12 protein-coding genes are annotated in these 18,616 nt (G+C 37.6%); 9 read left to right on the top strand and 3 right to left on the bottom strand.

All coding sequences use genetic code 11. The features are described from left to right. Positions 1–56: 56 nt before the first annotated feature. A complete protein-coding gene (gene acs / locus KFE94_06955) occupies positions 57–1,964 on the top strand; it encodes an acetate--CoA ligase (GenBank protein ID UTW67845.1) in 1,908 nt (635 codons plus the stop codon). Positions 1,965–2,019: 55 nt separating this feature from the next. Here acs and KFE94_06950 read toward each other — a convergent pair whose 3' ends face one another. The 3 genes from KFE94_06950 to KFE94_06940 all read right to left on the bottom strand — a co-directional run bounded on the left by KFE94_06950 (position 2,020) and on the right by KFE94_06940 (position 8,468). Beyond that, the gene (locus tag KFE94_06950; protein ID UTW67844.1) at positions 2,020–3,828 is read right to left on the bottom strand and encodes a lysophospholipid acyltransferase family protein; all 1,809 of its coding nucleotides are present in this window, start codon (positions 3,826–3,828) and stop codon (positions 2,020–2,022) included. 185 nt (positions 3,829–4,013) lie between these two features. Continuing rightward, complete coding sequence (locus KFE94_06945) at positions 4,014–7,550, bottom strand: T9SS type A sorting domain-containing protein (GenBank protein ID UTW67843.1); 3,537 nt, start codon at positions 7,548–7,550, stop codon at positions 4,014–4,016. A gap of 210 nt (positions 7,551–7,760) precedes the next feature. Beyond that, on the bottom strand, positions 7,761–8,468 hold the full coding sequence (locus KFE94_06940; protein ID UTW67842.1) for a response regulator transcription factor: 708 nt from the start codon (positions 8,466–8,468) through the stop codon (positions 7,761–7,763). A gap of 178 nt (positions 8,469–8,646) precedes the next feature. Here KFE94_06940 and KFE94_06935 point away from each other — a divergent pair, with 178 nt between their 5' ends. From KFE94_06935 to KFE94_06900, 8 genes are all read left to right on the top strand, one after another. Next, positions 8,647–11,136 carry a mechanosensitive ion channel gene (locus KFE94_06935; GenBank protein ID UTW67841.1) on the top strand — a complete coding sequence of 830 codons (2,490 nt, stop codon included), beginning with the start codon at positions 8,647–8,649 and terminating at the stop codon, positions 11,134–11,136. A 1-nt stretch (position 11,137) separates the two neighbouring features. Then, positions 11,138–11,668: a methylated-DNA--[protein]-cysteine S-methyltransferase gene (locus KFE94_06930; GenBank protein UTW68228.1), complete on the top strand. Its 531-nt coding sequence runs from the start codon at positions 11,138–11,140 to the stop codon at positions 11,666–11,668. Positions 11,669–11,734: 66 nt separating this feature from the next. Continuing rightward, a complete protein-coding gene (locus KFE94_06925) occupies positions 11,735–12,250 on the top strand; it encodes a hypothetical protein (protein ID UTW67840.1) in 516 nt (171 codons plus the stop codon). 69 nt (positions 12,251–12,319) lie between these two features. Beyond that, on the top strand, positions 12,320–13,891 hold the full coding sequence (locus KFE94_06920; GenBank protein ID UTW67839.1) for an arylsulfatase: 1,572 nt from the start codon (positions 12,320–12,322) through the stop codon (positions 13,889–13,891). Positions 13,892–13,974: 83 nt separating this feature from the next. Further along, positions 13,975–14,955, top strand: a complete 981-nt coding sequence (locus KFE94_06915) for a helix-turn-helix transcriptional regulator (protein ID UTW67838.1) — start codon at positions 13,975–13,977, stop codon at positions 14,953–14,955. Positions 14,956–15,061: 106 nt separating this feature from the next. Next, positions 15,062–16,573 carry an arylsulfatase gene (locus KFE94_06910; protein ID UTW67837.1) on the top strand — a complete coding sequence of 504 codons (1,512 nt, stop codon included), beginning with the start codon at positions 15,062–15,064 and terminating at the stop codon, positions 16,571–16,573. A 63-nt stretch (positions 16,574–16,636) separates the two neighbouring features. Next, the gene (locus tag KFE94_06905; GenBank protein ID UTW67836.1) at positions 16,637–17,644 is read left to right on the top strand and encodes a haloacid dehalogenase-like hydrolase; all 1,008 of its coding nucleotides are present in this window, start codon (positions 16,637–16,639) and stop codon (positions 17,642–17,644) included. Positions 17,645–17,650: 6 nt separating this feature from the next. Beyond that, positions 17,651–18,616, top strand: a complete 966-nt coding sequence (locus KFE94_06900; protein UTW67835.1) for a MoxR family ATPase — start codon at positions 17,651–17,653, stop codon at positions 18,614–18,616.

The following is an 18,616-nucleotide window of genomic DNA, read 5'->3' as shown; positions in this document are numbered from 1 at the left end:
TAAATTGTTCCGCACTTTAACGTGAACATTGAAATATAAAAACTACTTGAACAGACATGAGTAATTATCATATCAAACATTTAGAAGAGTATTATAGAGTATACCGAAAATCAGTACGAGAACCCGAGAATTTTTGGGAGGAAATAGCCGAAGAACATTTTGTATGGAGAAAGCGATGGAATAATGTGTTGAGTTGGGATTTTAAGACTCCGGAAGTAAAATGGTTTGAAGGAGCAAAGCTTAATATTACAGAAAACTGTATAGATCGACACCTATTTACCAAAGGAGATAAAACGGCTATTTTATTTGAACCTAATGATCCAAATGAAGCTGCGGAACACATCACATATAATCAATTACATGAACGTGTAAATCAGTTTGCCAATGTATTGAAAGATCAGGGAGTTGGAAAAGGAGATCGGGTATGTATCTATTTACCTATGATTCCTGAATTAGCTATTTCAGTTTTGGCCTGTGCCCGGATTGGAGCTATTCACTCGGTTGTATTCGCTGGATTTTCATCTACTGCATTGTCTACCCGAATTAATGATGCGGATTGTAAAATGGTGATTACTTCTGATGGTTCATATCGTGGAGCAAAGACTATTGATTTAAAAGGTATAGTTGATGAAGCTTTGGAAGACTGTCCAAGTGTGGAAAGTGTTTTGGTAGCTAAACGAATTCAGTCAGAGATCACTATGAAAGATGGATGTGACCATTGGTTGCAACCATTGCTGGATGGTGCGTCAAAAGAATGTGCACCGGAAATTATGGACGCAGAAGACCCATTGTTTATTTTGTATACATCTGGTTCGACAGGAATGCCAAAAGGAATGGTACATACGACAGGAGGGTATATGGTATATACGGCCTATACATTTAAGAATGTGTTTAACTACAGAAATGAAGATATTTACTGGTGTACAGCGGATATTGGCTGGATTACCGGACATAGTTACATTGTATATGGGCCATTAGCCAATGGGGCCACAACAGTAATGTTTGAAGGTGTTCCGAGTTATCCGGATTGTGGACGGTTTTGGGAAATTGTAGAGAAGCATAAGATCACACAGTTTTATACCGCACCAACTGCGATTCGTGCATTGGCTAAAGAGAATTTAGAACACGTAGATCGTTATGACTTAAGTTCATTAAAAGTTTTAGGATCTGTTGGAGAACCGATCAATGAAGAGGCGTGGCACTGGTATAACGACAATGTGGGCAAGAAACAAAGTCCAATTGTAGATACCTGGTGGCAGACAGAAACCGGAGGCATTATGTTGTCCCCAATTCCATATGTGACACCAACCATTCCAACATATGCCACATTACCATTACCAGGAATTCAACCGGTATTAATGGATGAAAATGGAAATGAAATTGAAGGTAAGCAGGTGGATGGAAGATTATGTATTAAATATCCATGGCCCTCAATGGCCAGAACTATTTGGGGAAATCATCAACGATATAAAGATACATATTTTAGTGCCTTTGAGGATAAGTATTTTACCGGTGACGGGGCATTAAGAGATGCTGTGGGATATTATAGAATCACGGGACGTGTAGATGATGTCATTATTGTTTCGGGCCATAATTTAGGTACAGCACCAATAGAAGATGTGATCAACGAACATCCGGCCGTTGCAGAATCGGCCATTGTGGGTTTCCCTCATGATGTGAAAGGAAATGCATTGTATGGATATGTTACCTTGAAAGAAACAGGTGAAGGAAGATTACATGATAATTTGAGAAAAGAGATCAATCAAATTATTACAGAACATATTGGTCCGATTGCCAAACTGGATAAAATTCAATTTACCAGCGGACTTCCTAAAACACGATCTGGAAAAATTATGCGTAGAATTTTGAGAAAAATTGCGGGTAAGGATACTTCCAATTTAGGAGATACTTCTACACTATTAAATCCGGAAGTTGTTCAGGATATCATGGATAATGCGCTTTAAATAGTATATAGAATGAAATATAGAACCACTTCCTGAAGTCAGGGGAGTGGTTTTCTTAATTCTGACTAAACCGACTTAACAATTCAACGTCATCAAAGTCCTGAGAGAGGCCTTTTACAAATTCAATGTTCAGATCAGAAAGTTTTAAAACCAGAAATCCATCCAAAGCATTGTTAAACTGTGGGTCTCGATTGAACCCAATAATTTTTGCTTTTTGTTTTAAGTATTTCTTTAGCAGAATCGGAAGTTTGACTTTACCGGGTTCAATGGCTTCGATCACGCGATCTAATTCTTCTAAAGTTTCACTATTTAGTGCATTGAAGTTGGTTTTGTTGTTCAAGCGCGTGAATCTGACACGTTTTCTGGGTTTAACAAATTCAGCTAGTTGCTCATCAAAATGATGTTCAATAATATAATTAGCGATCAGCATTTTTGAGTTCTTATTGTAACGTCCGCTTATACTTACCGGGCCAATGAGGTAATCACATTCTTTATTGTTGATGGTGTAATATAAAATACCTTTCCAAAGCATAAATAAAGCACTTGCCGACCTTTGGAACTCCTGCACAATAAAAGAACGACCCAGTTCCATAGAAGAGGCTAACAACGGATTAAGTTCCGGGCTGGTTTTAAATAATGAGCAAATGTAGAAGCCAGCTTTACCGTATTCAGCCATGATTTGTTTGCCGTTTCCTACACGATAGGCGCCAACAATTTTTTGCTTTTCACGTTCCCAAACGAATAGGTGTTTGTAATAGATATCATACTGGTCAATATCTAATTCTTTATTGGTTCCCTCCCCAACATCCCGAAAAGTAATTTCTCGTAAACGACCAATTTCTCTAATGATATTCGGGATGTTTTCTATGGTGGTGCAAAAACAATCAAAAGGACCAACCGAGAACAGTTTGTCTTCTTTAGGAATCTGAACCAGATCATAAATAATAAGTTGGTGAGGTGTCTGGTGAATTATGGGCTTGGGCTTTTTTAAGAAAAACTTCTTTTTGAAAAAGAGATTGGATTTTAACCCTGTACCCAGAATGTAGGTTTTAGAGCGAAGAAAGGCTCCAAATTGTGCATTGGATGTAAACTTATTTTGACGCTTTACACTAATCGGTTTTCCAATTTTAATTTGAATAGGACCACGCCCTTGCTTGATGGCTTCACGTGGAAGTTGGAGGGTTCTCAAAAATGGGTGAATAACTCCAAGTCCATTAAAAACTACACTGTTGGATCCATGAAAATAAATAGGGATAATAGGAACTTCACAGCGCTTAATGAACTTAATGATGGATTTTTTCCAGGGTTTATCGATGATTCCTTTTCTCAAACCCGACCACGAAGAAACTTCCCCTGCCGGGAAAATTCCTATGGGGTGATCGGTTGAAATATGAGTCAAAGCTTGTTTGATCCCACTGAGGTTAATTTGATCTTTTGGGTGAAAAGGGTCAACCTGAATGATTTGGTCTTGAATGGGTTCAATATTAGAGAGTAAGTAATTTCCAAGTACTTTAAAGTCAGGTCTAACTTTTAGTAAGAGTTCCAGGAGCAGTATACCATCAATACCTCCAAAAGGATGATTTGAAATGGTAATAAAAGGGCCTTCTTTGGGGATGTTTTTGAGGTCAGTAGGATCAAATTCAATTTCAAGCTCCAGATTATTTTTGATTTGTTCCAGAAATATTGAAGCGTCTTTATGATAAGATTGATTATAAATCGAGTTCATTTTATTTAATCCCAAAACTTTCATAGCGGATTGTGCTAGAAAATTATTTTTAACCCCGGTGAGCGATTTGAATTTGTCAATCTTAATGATATCCATCGGAGATTGTTTGGAATCTAATGTGGTCTTTTCATTGATCATGTTCAAGAGAATCGATAAACAGAAAACACGTATAACGTTGATGGTCAAATTTAAAGGTGTTGTATGAATCTAATGTTGGGATTAAATCATTGAATCATTATGGTTATATGATTGCATTATTAAGTAAAAATAAAAGAGCTCATATAATTTTATATGAGCTCTTGCATTATGATATGATGATTGGGTTAATGACTTCCAATGATGATTTTCTTAGAGTATGATTCATTTTCATTTTGAATCATGATCATATACAATCCGGATTTCCACTCATTGGCGTCAATGCGCATTGTGTTAGATGTGAAATTGGATTGATGAACCATTTTACCTGTCATGTCATAAATAGATACATTAAATGATTCGGCATTTGAAAACTCTTGAAGATCAATTGTAAATACTTCATGTGCCGGATTTGGGAATACCATGATTTGTTCAGCTTGTTTTCTAAAGCTTACTGTAGATGTTGGCTGTTCCTTTTTAAATGCTTGCCCATTATTTGAAGTAGAATAGTATCTCCACATCATACTATTATGTGTACCTGTAGTCGACTGAATACTTGAGTTTTGCGCTACGTCATTGATCATCTCATATTCTCCCTGAAAGAATCCACTCACATACATATTTTCGGTGGCATATGATATTCTTGTTGGGGTCATAAAATCGTTGCCTCCGGAGAGGTTTTGTGAATAATTCAGATAAGTCAACGGAGAAGTTATTGTTCCATCATTTACGATACAATAGATGTACATTTTGTTTTTATCCAGATTATTATCAATAGTTGTATTGTCAATAAAGAATTCGGGTCCTTCCCAGTTACCTACGAAATAAGTGTGATTATATCTGGTAATCACATCCATTGCAGTCATTTTTTTATCTGCCCAAATGGTTCTAAACCAATCCGGATTGGTTACGAAATTATTATCATTAAGTCTGAAAATGTAGCCAGCAGTATTTCCTGGGGTAGTATATACCTGGATATTGGTTCCTCCCATATTAAATGGCGCTTTAATATCGTTATCAAAATTTCCGGATAAATACATTTGAGACTCATCTTCCAGATAGATACCGGTACCTTCTGAATACACATTTGGGAGTGAGTATCTGTTTATTCTCGCAGTAAATTCTGGATTGTATACACTAGCACCTCCCTGATCTCTTAAACCAATAACAAATGCCTCAGATTTTGCAGCACTTGCATTAGCACCCAAAAGCGTTTGATTTGGATTGTAGTAATACATTGCTCCCCAGAATTTTCCGGTCACACCTATAGTGTTGCCTATAGCACTAATATCAGCGGCATAAATTCCAAATTTAGACTCTAGGTTTTGTTGCCATTGTGTAAGTAGGCTTGTACCAACTTGTCTATACCCGACCACATGTAATCTTTCAATTGATCCATTTAATGGGGTAACGTTTATGGACAGATACACGCGATCTTGAATACCTCCACTTATCGATGGTCTGGATACGGCAACATGTGCAGAGTTTTGAATAAAGCTGGAGTTGTCGTTCACCATATGTACGTCTTGCAGACAACCATCATAATCGTAAATAGCCACATAGACTCCATTTCCATTAATGGTAATAGACGTTGGACAAACAGGAGAACCGTTCATATCTATACCCGACTCAAATATGGTTTGATCCTGACATCTTCCGCTAACATATATAAGTTCCAGACTTTCATTGATATCCATAGAAGTGCGTGTAACCATATCGGTAGAACTGGCTACAGCAACCCATTCTACTGTGTTACATAACTCGTATTTAGCTAAATAGGCGTTTACTTTGGCATTTGGATTTCCAGATACGGTAATTCCATCAAAGTCTGTTTCTTCATCGAATTCACCCCCCATATAAATGTCACCATGATTATCGGTTGCGGTACATGTGCCTTTATCCCATGAAGCAGTATTATTGGTGATTTTTGGCCAGTCTCCCTGAGTGATGTCAAATGAATATTGTTCTGTTACAGTACATCCATTTGTTAAAATTCCTGTCAGACAATAAGTATAAGTTCCAGCTAACATAGACCCTGTGGAGAAGGTTACTGAATTTCCTGTAGCACTTGGGAGAGGTGATAATCCTGGAGGAGTGCAATCCACCCATGAAATAGAAGAAAAAGCGGAAGAGTTAGTTACAGCAATGTTTGCTGCAGTATTATTTCCTGCACACACCGGAAAACTTGAAGAACTCACTTGAATTGGAGTGATGCCTAGAATAGTCACAGTTGTACTTACAGAATAAGTACTTGTGGACGCTGTAACGGTATATGTTCCTCCTCCATTTGGGAATTGATGTACGGGTCTAAAATAAGTCCCTGAAGTATGCGATTGTGGAGGTGTTCCACCAAGGTCAGGATTTCCTGAAATACTTGTCCCATCTCCAAAATTCCATGTAATGATATCCGCACCACCAGTAAATGAAAATGTAGCTGTGCTACATGTTTTTGAACAAGTAAAAATAGATACACTGCTGTTGTTTTTCTCTCCATCAATGTTGTTTGGTAAGCTTACTCCAGAAACATTTGCTCCTGTACCAACGGTTAAACTATTTGGTAGGTACTGTATATTGGCACAACCAATTTCATTTGGATTACTGATAACATCAATGGCATTTGAACCAACATTAGATTTTAAAAGCCTACCATCTGTGGTCAACTGAAATTCAGAAACCTTTTGAGTAGATGACCCACTAGAAATCGTTAAAACACAGGAAGGAGGGGTCGCAGTTGGGTCACAATCTAAATCTTCAAGATCATATTGTATGATTTTTTCACTCCAGGTGCCGGTAGTCCCATTGGTCAATGTATAAAGAACTTTTGAATTTGGACTAAATGATAACCCATATGCTGACTGGCTACTTGGTGTAGGTAAAGCAAACATGTGGTGGAATTTACCTGAGCCACTATTGAATCTATAAAGATGTGTAAAGCCCGTTGAAAATGTTTTTCTTTCCACACTGGCAAAATATTGTTTGTCTGGAGAGAATTTGGCCTGGCCCAGATAGTTTGTTTGAGGATTGATATCAGCGGTATATCCAGCATCACTGATCACCGGTGAGTTTGCAACACCGGAAGAAGATACGCGATAAGCATATAGATCTGAATTGGTCGTTCCAGCAGGTAATGTTGGTAATACTGTTGCACCAGGAATTGTACCCACTTTAGGTTTTATAACCACCCAATAATCTGTTCCGTTTGAATGGGGCACAGCAGCCAATCTTTCCTGACAATGTGCTCCAAATGTACCTGGAGAAAATCCCAATGTAACAGTGCTTGAAATAGAATTGGTCGTTGCATTATATACATGATACGACAGTCCCGTATTGGTCGAAGTTGCGGTTGGAACGGTGAATATGTAGAATTCATTGCTTGCTCCACCAACCTTAGGGACAATTACTTTTCTACGATTGTTTCCAGGAATACAACTGGTACAAACTGCACCAGTTTGATAGTTGTAAATCGTATTTCCTTTAGTATAAAACCATAAATCTCCTGCAGCATCACAATATGAGACTTCTCTTCCTGAACTTGAACCAGTAGGAACCGGACTTAATAAAGCATTGGTATTTATGTTTATTCCTGCACCTGATCCAAATGCCCATTCGTCATATTCCTGTGCTTGTAAATAATTTGCTCCTATGAGGAGGGTGAAGATCAATAAGGATTGTAAAAAGTTAGAAGACCATTCATAGAAATGATCCGTGGTGTTATTAAAATTCATAATAAATGATTTTGATTAGTATAGCGTACTCTTTTGTAAGGATTTTCCGAAAGCTCCGTAATAGTTAATAGAATGGGAGGTAAGCCCGAAATGTACCAGCAAATAAATTAGTGGCTTTCAAAATACATTGATTATGTGTGAATTAATAGGGTGGTTTCATGAGTGACGGGATTCGTTTCATGAATTAGGGTGATGATTTTATAAGGAGCGTTAAATGCTAAATAATTGAGAAGCTCTTTGAACGAAAAATTTTGAAATGGGTATTTTTTCTTTTAGGATTTTTACAAAACCACCATCCTGAATATAAAATTTGGAGACTTTATGGGTGTTGATAATAAATGAGCGATGGACTCTTTTAAATCGATGATCAGATAATATGGTCTCAGCATGCTTAAGTGATCGTGAAAGAACGAGTCGTTTGTTATTGACAAGTTTAAAGATGGAATAGCTGCCATCGGCTTTACAATATAAGATATCGGATAGTGGAACAATATGGGTGCCCTTTGATGTAGGAATCATGACGATATCAGTTCTGGGAGTATCTTCATTCGGACTATAATAAATCTTTTTTAACCTGTGGATAGATTGAATGACTTCTTTGTAATCTATTGGGGTGATGATATAGTCGAACACGTTGTATTTAATGGCTTGTAGACCGTATTGAGAATGAGAGGTGATAAAGATTACATGAAATTTTCGGTCAGGGAATAGATTTAAGAGGTCAAAACTTGTTTCGGTGTTGGATAAATGTACATCCAGAAAAACGATGTGAGGTTGTGTTTTATGGAGCAAACTCACTCCGGAGTCTAAGGTACTGGCCGAACCAAGAATTTTAATTTCTGTGAAATATTGATTTAGGATGTTTTTGAGTTCAAAGGTGGTGTTCGTGTTGTGGATAATAATAGCGGATAGTTGCATGATCTTAATTTAGTAGGAGAGGATATTTTATTAAAGGCGATTTGTGTCATATTGATGAATTATTTCTGGTTCGGAAGATCAACCCATAAATTTATAATAATTGATAGAATAAAGTTTTAATTTATGATCCATTTCAAAACAGATGGATTTAATGTAGAAAAGATGATTTATTATCATAATGTTTTTATTTTGGCATAATCCGGAAAAGTTCAATGGAAATTATTTGATTATGATCTACTATATCAGACGTGTTGTTTTATTGATGGTTTTGTGTGTGCCGATTTTTTTAGTCGCACAAGAGCAGGAAATTGAAAAACAAGATAGTATTACCCAGACTGATGAGGGGATGTCTATTGAGCAAATTTCAGGAGAGACCGAAACACTACGTCAGCGTTTGAATAGTCTGAAAGAGGTCTTGAAGCCAAGTATGCAAACGGTTAAAGTAGATTCCGTTTTAGATACTGCGTATGTTGCTATAAATTCCAAACGGGATACCTTACTGGAGGAGTTAGAAGTGATTTCCAGAAGGGATCTGCGAAACCGGGAAGTGGAGTGGCAAAACTATCGTAAGCAACTTAAAAAATTACAGGGGGTATTAAATGATCGAACTTCTGATATTACCGATGTCAATGATGAATTGGTTGAAGAGTTGGAGAAGTGGAAGGCGACCAAAGATCGATTGACCAACAGTTCGGAATCTCCTGAGGTTTTTGGAAGTTTGGATACGGTAATTGTCACATTAGATGATTTAATTACTATGGCACAATCCCGATTGGATAGTGTGTTTACCATTCAAACCCGACTCACCGAATTAATTCTGGTTGTAGATGAGACCATGTCTGAAATGAAACGTGTGGGAGACCAGATGAAGCAGGATTATTTCACTCTGGATGCCCCACCAATTTGGGCTCTGGGGAAAGTGGATACCATTTTAATGGATTCTACAGTTGTGGATGAGAATAAGGCTGATGTTAATACTGCTTCCAATAAAAAAGATTTGTGGGATAAGGTTGCATATGATGGTAAGCAGTTTGTCGATTTTGTGGTGGATAATGTGGGGACCATCTTGTTGCAAATCATGTTGATATTTTTAATTATTTGGATGATTGTTCGAATGAAAAGAGGATGGGACTTCTTTGAGTTTGAAGTGCAAAACAAAGTGGATGAACAAGCATATAAAATCCTGAATAATCCAATAGTTTCTGCATTGGTAGTGGGGGTGTTGATTTCATCTATGTTCTTTGAAGGAGTTATCCCAATATTTGGAGAATTCGAGATTATGGTGGTGCTAATTGGAACATCCGTATTGCTGCCTAAAATCACCACCAAAGAATTAAGATTATTCCTGCATCTTATTATACTATCGTATTTGATCGAAATATTTTCAGTGTATTTTGATGAAGAAGATGTGTTTTCCAGATGGATCATGATACTAAATAGTGTTGTTCTAATTGGAGCATTAATCGTTGGAAAACGTGCAATGAAAAACCATCCTGATCGATTCCAAAAGGTAAAATGGATGCATCGATGGTTGTTGCCATTTTATACCGTAGTCGCAGGAGTTTCGATTTTGACGAATGTGATTGGAATGGTTAACCTTTCATCAGTAGTACTACACGGTGTATTTACTTCTGTTGCGTTGGGGATGGTGGTATTGTTGTCTGTGCGTATTGTGACCAGTATATTGGTCGTATTTTTCAAACTGAGAAAAAGTCAAAATGCCAAAGCATTAACCGCTATGGTAGATGCAACAAACCAAAGATTTCAACCTGTACTGATATTTATCGGTTTGGTGCTTTGGGTCATCTTTACCTTGATCGGGTTTGATGTATATGAAAACGTGATTGAATGGTTCAACGATTCCTTACATATAGGTTGGACGATTGGAGATATGCGTTTTTCATTAGGAGGTGTTTTAGCCTTTGTTGGATTTTTTGTTGGAGCCTTATTGATGGCAAAGCTGGCCGCTGTAATATTCCATGATGAATGGATGATTCAAGCGTTACCTAGAGGGGTAGCTCCTGCGATGTCGTTACTGTTAAGAATTATCATTATCAGTATTGGTTTTTATTTAGCCATGCGTTCAGCTGGGGTAGATGTTAGTAAGTTAGAGTTTATGTTTGGAGCTCTGGGTGTAGGTATTGGATTTGGATTGCAAAATGTGGTTTTAAACTTTATTGCCGGATTGATTTTAGCATTCGAAAGACCCATTAACCTGGGAGACACCATTGAAATTGATCAGGAAAAAGGTGTGGTGACTAATATTGGTGTAAGATCCAGTAATATTCGTACCTATTCTGGTTCGGAAGCGATCATACCTAATGGAGATTTGATTTCAAAAAAAGTGGTAAACTGGACGTTGGCGAATCGTGACCGAAGAAGTCGTATTTTGATGAAAACCTCATCCAGTGCGGATCCGGAAATGGTGATCGATCTGTTAACTAACATAGCCAAAGATCATGAATTGACCTATTCTGATCCGGCACCAAAAACATATTTTTATGGTTATGGGATTGATGGGAATTTAGATTTTGCTTTGATGTACTGGACCACTTTTTCGGATACTTTAAAAACAGATAGTGAAATTTCATTATCCATTTTTAAAGCATTAAAAGATGCTGGAATTCAAGCGCCAATCCCAACCAGAAGAATTATTGAAGAGAGATAAAATGAAACATGTGATTGTAAAGACATATAAATCTCCGGTTGGAGAAATACTGTTGGGATCATATGCGGGGAAATTATGTCTGGCGGATTGGAAATATCGTAAAATGCGTCAGCAAATTGATAAACGTATTCAATCGGGGTTAGCTGCAGAATATATTGAAGGTAGTGATGAAACGATCCAAAAGACCATTGATCAATTAGAAGAATATTTTGCGGGGAACAGATCTCAGTTTGATGTGCCTATGCATTGGGTCGGGACTGATTTTCAAAAGAAGGTGTGGGATGCGTTAGTGCGAATTCCCTACGGAAAAACCGAAACCTATTTGGGATTATCAAAGATTTTGGGAGATGAAAAAGCCATTCGTGCAGTAGCAACAGCTAATGGTGCAAATGCCATTTCCATTTTGGTCCCATGTCATAGAATTATTGGAAGTAATGGTGATTTAGTAGGTTACGCAGGAGGGTTATCCGCTAAAAAGAGATTACTCAAATTGGAAGGTGCAGATATATTTTCTCAAATGGAGCTGTTTTAATATCATTTGAAAGTTTTTTGTTCCTGCAAATTATTGATTTTTGAACTTTCAAAAGACGCACAAATAATGAGAAAAATTTTATTGACCATCATAACAGCCTGTGCGATTAGCTATACCATTCAGGCGCAGGAAGAAACTGAAGAATTACAAAACCTGTTGTCCTTATCATTTGGTTACAGTTATGTGTCAGAAGGAGCTGAGCCTGAAGGAACCGAGGTCACCGGAGTATATGTGCCTTCTATTGGGATTGACTATTTTAGAAAGATTAGTCCGAGGTGGGAGATCGGAACCATGATTGATTTGGAGCTATCGGATTACTTAATCATTAAGAAAGATTTAAATCGTTCTAAAGCATTGGTGATGACGGCTATTGCTTCATATAACCCATTTAGTAATGTAAATGTTTTTGCCGGAGGAGGAATAGAAATTGAAAAGCATAAAAACCTCGGAGTTATGAGATTTGGTGCTGAGTATGCCTTTGTGTTTTCAAATGATTGGATATTGGCTCCCGGGGCTTTTTATGATGTGAAAGAAGGCTATAATACCTGGTCTATTGCCGTAGCATTTGGGAGAGAATTCTAATCATCAAATTGATATAATACACGATCTAAATAAAAAGGTTAATTTTATGTCAATCAAATAGATACTACTATGACTAAATTACTATTAACACCGAAAAGGAACCTGTTGTTCCTGGGATTGGCCTTTGTACTAGGAATCCAATCCACCGATTTAAAAGCTCAAAAAAATAAGAAACCCAACATTTTGGTACTATGGGGAGACGACATTGGACAATCCAATATTAGCGCATATACCATGGGCATGATGGGATATCGTACCCCGAATATTGACCGTATTGCTAATGAAGGAATGATTTTTACTGATTACTACGCAGAACAAAGTTGTACCGCTGGAAGGTCATCATTTATTTTAGGACAAAGCGTTTTTAGAACCGGGCTAAGTAAAGTAGGAATGCCGGGGGCCAAAGAAGGGATTTCGGAATTAGACCCTACCATTGCCGAGTTGTTAAAACCATTGGGATATGCTACCGGGCAATTTGGAAAAAACCATTTAGGAGACCGAGATGAACATTTGCCAACAAATCATGGTTTTGATGAGTTTTATGGTAATTTATATCACCTGAATGCTGAGGAAGAACCGGAATTACCGGATTATCCGGACCCTGAGAAATATCCGAACTTTAGAAAAAAATATGGACCACGTGGAGTGATTCATTCTACAGCAGATGGAAGTATAAAAGATACCGGACCATTGACTAAGAAAAGAATGGAGTCGATTGATGATGAGACTACAGATGCAGCGATAGAATTCATCAAAAAATCTGTGAAAGATGGCGTGCCGTTTTTTGTGTGGTGGAATGGAACCAGAATGCACTTTAGAACACATGTAAAAGAAGAATTACGTGGAGTTTCAGGTCAGAATGAATATGGAGACGGAATGGTAGAGCATGACATGCATATTGGAAGGTTCTTAAAACTCTTAGATGAATTGGGAATAGCCGATAATACTATTGTAGTGTATTCAACAGATAATGGCCCTCATAAAAATTCCTGGCCGGATGCAGCTGCTAGTCCTTTTAGAGGTGAAAAGAATACCAATTGGGAAGGAGGATGGAGAGTTCCTGCAATGGTGAGATGGCCAAATAAGATTAAAGAAAATAGTGTGTCGAATGAGATTTTCTCTGGGATGGACTGGATGCCAACTTTATTGGCAGCAGCTGGTGACGCTGAGGTAAAAGACAAACTGTTAAAAGGCTATACCATTAATGGAAAAACTTATAAAGTACATTTAGATGGGTATAATATGTTGCCATATCTAATGGGTGAAGAAAAAACAGGTCGTAGACATGAATTGTTTTATTTCTCAGATGATGGTGATTTAACCGCATTGAGATATGATGATTGGAAATTAATATTCATGGAGCAACGCATGGAAGGAACATTAGGAGTTTGGGCCAATCCATTTACCCCTTTAAGAGTGCCGTTGATTTTTAACTTGAGACGTGATCCATACGAAGAAGCGAATATTACATCAAATACATATTACGATTGGGTATTGGATCATGCTTTTTTATTGGTGCCGTCACAAGAAATAGTAGGGGAGTTCTTAATGACATTTAAGGAATATCCACCGCGAATGAAAGCGGCTAGTTTCAGTTTGGATAAAGTGATGGAGAAATTATCTACACCTACCAATAATTAATCGAAACTTTTCAAAACCTGCCAGGTCGATAGCTTAATCGACCTGGTTTTAATTTTATAAACTAAACTCATTTAACATCAATAGTGAAGACCGATATTGCACTTAATTCATATTTACCATCATTGTTTTCAGGATTACAAGAAAATGGAATAAACCCAGATCGGTTTATTCAATCTTCCTATTTGAGAAAACTAGACCTAACTGATCCGGATAAATATATTCCGAATGAACTGTTAGGAGATTTGTTGTTGAATATCAAGAATCAATTAGGTGTGGATAGTTTGGTGGTAGACTTTAAAGAACATTTCAGGTCTACCAACATGGGGTTTGTGAGCAGTCATTTATATCAAAGCCCCAATTTCCTATGTTTTTTGGAAAACGCTATAAAATGTCATAAGATGTTGCGTTCCAATTATTCCATGGCGTTGGATATTAATGGGAATTTATCACGATTTTCTGTTAAGATTAATGAGGTTCAGGGGCATGGTAAATTGATTTCTGAGGAGATTGATATTGCACGAATTTTAGATGCGTTTATGCTGGTAGGTGGAAAGGATTTTCAGCCCATAGAACTAGGAATAACAGCTGAAACCAGTAATATTTTGGAATCAATTTTTCCTAAGGGAGATTATCCGGTAAAACTCAATCAAAATGAAAGTTGGGTTTTATTTAAAACCTCGCTACTTGCGAAACCAGTTCCTGAAGTGACAGTGGATTCTAACGGAATTAATACACTATACGATGATTCAACCAATGCTTTCAAAATTGAACGGATGTTGGAAAGTTTTAAAGTAGGACATATTCCAAGTTTGGATGAATTATCCGATTTATTGAATGTTTCCAGAAAAACGATAGAGCGAAGATTGCAACAAGAAGGAACGCATTTTATGGAAATAAAATCGAGATTTTTAAAGCGAAAGAGTTATGAGTTGTTGAATGATCCGAGACTTTCCATAAAGGAAATTTCGCAAAGACTGGATTACGCCAATAGTCAAAATTTTATTCGAAAGTTTAAGGCAATGAATGGTTTAACACCAAATGAATACAGGTCCGGATTAGAGTGAAATGTCGCAAAATGATTGTTTTAAAAATAGAAAATATATATAGTTTTATTTTTTAATTCATCGCCAAATTATGGCGATAGCACAAGTATAAATTAAACCGTAACAGATGAGAAAAAGCCTAATTTTATTAGCTTTAGTAGCAGTGTCATCCATGGTGATGGCACAGAAAAACAAAAAGCCCAATATCCTGGTGATTTGGGGCGATGATATTGGATGGGCCAATATCAGTAAATACAACCACGGGATGATGGGGTACCAAACTCCAAATATCGACCGAATTGCAAATGAAGGTGCTATGTTTACCGATTGGTATGCGCAGCAATCCTGTACGGCAGGTAGAGCAGCTTTCATTTTGGGACAACATCCTTTCAGAACCGGATTATTGACGATTGGAATGCCGGGAAGTAAACAAGGGATTAAAGATGATCAACCTACCATTGCCGAATTGTTGAAACCACAGGGATATACCTGCGGACAGTTTGGCAAAAACCATTTGGGAGATCAAGACGAACATTTACCAACAAACCACGGATTTGATGAGTTTTTTGGAAATCTGTATCACCTGAATGCGGAGGAAGAACCAGAAACATATTACTATCCAAAAGATCCGGAGTTTCATAAAAAATACGGACCTAGAGGTGTGATCCATAGTTATTCTGATGGAAAAATCGAAGATACGGGACCTTTAACCCGTAAAAGAATGGAAACAGCAGATGATGAATTTACCGATGCGGCCATTGCGTTCATTGAAAAAGCGCATGCGAATGGACAACCATTTTTTGTATGGTTAAGTGCAACAAGAATGCACGTTTGGACACATTTAAAAGACGAAAGTGTTGGCGTAACGGGCATTGGATTGTATCCGGACGGAATGGTAGAGCATGATAAACAAATCGGTAGAGTATTGGCTAAATTGGAAGTATTGAAAATTATAGACAATACAATTATCATGTATTCTACAGATAATGGTGCTGAGAAATTTACCTGGCCTGATGGAGGTACAACTCCATTTGCTGGTGAAAAAGGAACAACCTGGGAAGGTGGTTTCCGTGTACCATGCGCTATTCGTTGGCCGGGTGTAATCAAGCCGGGAACGATTGATAACAATATCTACTCACATGAGGATATGATGCCGACTTTATTGGCAGCAGCAGGTGTTCCGGATGTAAAAGAGAAATTGTTAAAAGGTTACCAGGCATCTGGTAAAAACTTCAAGTGTCACCTGGATGGTTACAATGCATTACCATTCTGGAAAGGAGATGTAGAAGAGGCGCCAAGAAAAGAGATTTTCTATTTTGATGCCGGTGGTAATTTAAATGCATTACGTTACCAAAACTGGAAATTACATTTTACCATTATGGAGGGTGCAATTAACGAAGCATACAGAAAAACACCATCCTGGCCGGTTTTAATCAACTTAAGAGCGGATCCATATGAAGTGTCTTACAAATCAAGTATGTATATCCGTTGGTTTGCGGACAATATGTGGACATTTGTTCCGGCACAAGTATATGTGGGAGAGTTCCTGGAATCATTTAAAGAATATCCACCAGTATTGGGGTCTTCTTTAAGTATGGATAAGGTGATGCAGTCGTTGCAAACCAATCCAAAAAATTAAATTTAAATAAGTTAAACTCACAAAGCCGAATACATGTATTCGGCTTTGTGTTATCTATACAATATGAAATCACAAATAATCTTATGGAACTTAATTTTGATTTTGGGGATAAGTTCCTGTACAGAGCATCCCCAGAATGTTGAACAACAAATTGAGATTTTACCATCCTGGAATGATGTGAAATCAAAACAAGAGATTATTGATTTTGTAACCCGTGTTACCGATGTAAATAGTGTGGATTACATGGCCCCGGCTCAACGTATTGCTACATTCGATAATGATGGAACCCTCTGGGCTGAACAACCCGTATACTTTCAATTATTCTTTGCTATTGATCGAATCAAAGCGATGGCAAATGAACATCCGGAATGGGATACTTTGATGCCATATAGTGCCGTTTTACAAAATGATATGCCTAAGCTTTTGAGCTATGGGGAAAAAGGCTTAATCCAATTGATCTTGACCAGTCATTCCAATGTGACTACAAAAGAATTTGAAGAAATTGTAAAGCAATGGGCAGCTTCAGCAGAACATCCACAATTACACCGTAAATATTCTGATTTGGTATATCAACCCATGTTGGAATTGTTACAATACCTGCAGGACAATGAATTTAAAACTTACATCGTTTCAGGAGGAGGTGTAGATTTTATGCGTCCAATTGTGTCGGACATTTACAATATTCCACCAGAGCAAATTATTGGAACTACATTAAAAACAGCTTATTCCTATAATAATGGACATCCGCAAATCATGAAATTACCGGAAGTTCATTTTGTGGATGATAAGGCTGGAAAACCAGAGAATATTCAGAGAATTATCGGACGTAGACCAGTGATCTCCGTGGGGAACTCTGATGGTGATTTAGCCATGTTACAATGGGCCTCAGGACAAGAGACATTTTTGAATGTATATGTTCATCATACAGATGGAGAAAGAGAGTGGGCTTACGACCGTGATTCTCATATTGGAAAGTTAGATAAAGGTCTGGATCAGGCGGAGGCAGAAAAGTGGACCATCATTGATATGAAAAACGATTGGAAGGTAATTTATCCGTTTGAATTAAAATAAACGCATATGACAACATTAGAATCCATACAGCAATTAAGAGACCATATGTCGAAATCGATTATTGGTCAGGATAAATTGGTCAACAGATTGATTTTGGTTTTATTGGCCAATGGGAATTTATTACTTGAAGGACTGCCGGGTTTGGCAAAAACCAGAGCGATTAAAGCTCTTTCTAAAGGTTTGAATTGTGATTTGAGTCGAATCCAGTTTACCCCGGATTTGTTGCCATCAGATATTACCGGAACTGAAATCTATCAACCGGAAACAGAAGAGAAATTCATTTTTCAAAAAGGGCCGATTTTTAGTAATCTGATTCTGGCGGATGAAATCAATAGATCACCTGCCAAAGTGCAATCAGCTTTGTTGGAGGCTATGGAAGAAAGACAAGTGTCTGTTGGAGGAAAAACCTATCCTATGGATCCTTTGTTTATGGTTCTGGCCACACAAAACCCGGTAGAACAAGAAGGAACTTATCCGTTACCGGAGGCACAAATGGATCGATTTATTATGCATGTAATGATTGATTATCCGGATGATGCCGCTGAATTACAAATCATTCGGTTAAATCGTCAGGAGCAAAGTCCCCAAAAAGAAACCGAATCGGAAAAATTAGCATCTGAAATTGTGTTTAAAGCACGAGAGGAAATTGCACAAGTAACGATTTCTGAAAACATGGAACGTTACATCGTAGATATTATCTCAGCCACACGAAATCCGGATAAATACGGAGAAGAATTGGATAGCTGGATAGAGTTTGGCGCTAGTCCAAGAGGGAGTATTGCGGTAGATCGTTGCGCAAGAGTGCATGCCTGGATGGAAGGAAGAGATCATGTAACCCCTGATGATATTCGCGCGGTGGTGTATGATTGCTTAAGACATCGATTAATACTGAGTTATGAAGCTGAAGCGAATAGCATTTCAGCTGATGAGGTGATTCGAAATATATTAAAAGAAGTTGCAGTGGTGGGCTAA

Source organism: bacterium SCSIO 12643 (assembly GCA_024398135.1).
Classification (GTDB): Bacteria; Bacteroidota; Bacteroidia; order Flavobacteriales_G; family Salibacteraceae; genus CAJXZP01.
This window is presented reverse-complemented; position numbering and strand designations above follow the sequence as displayed.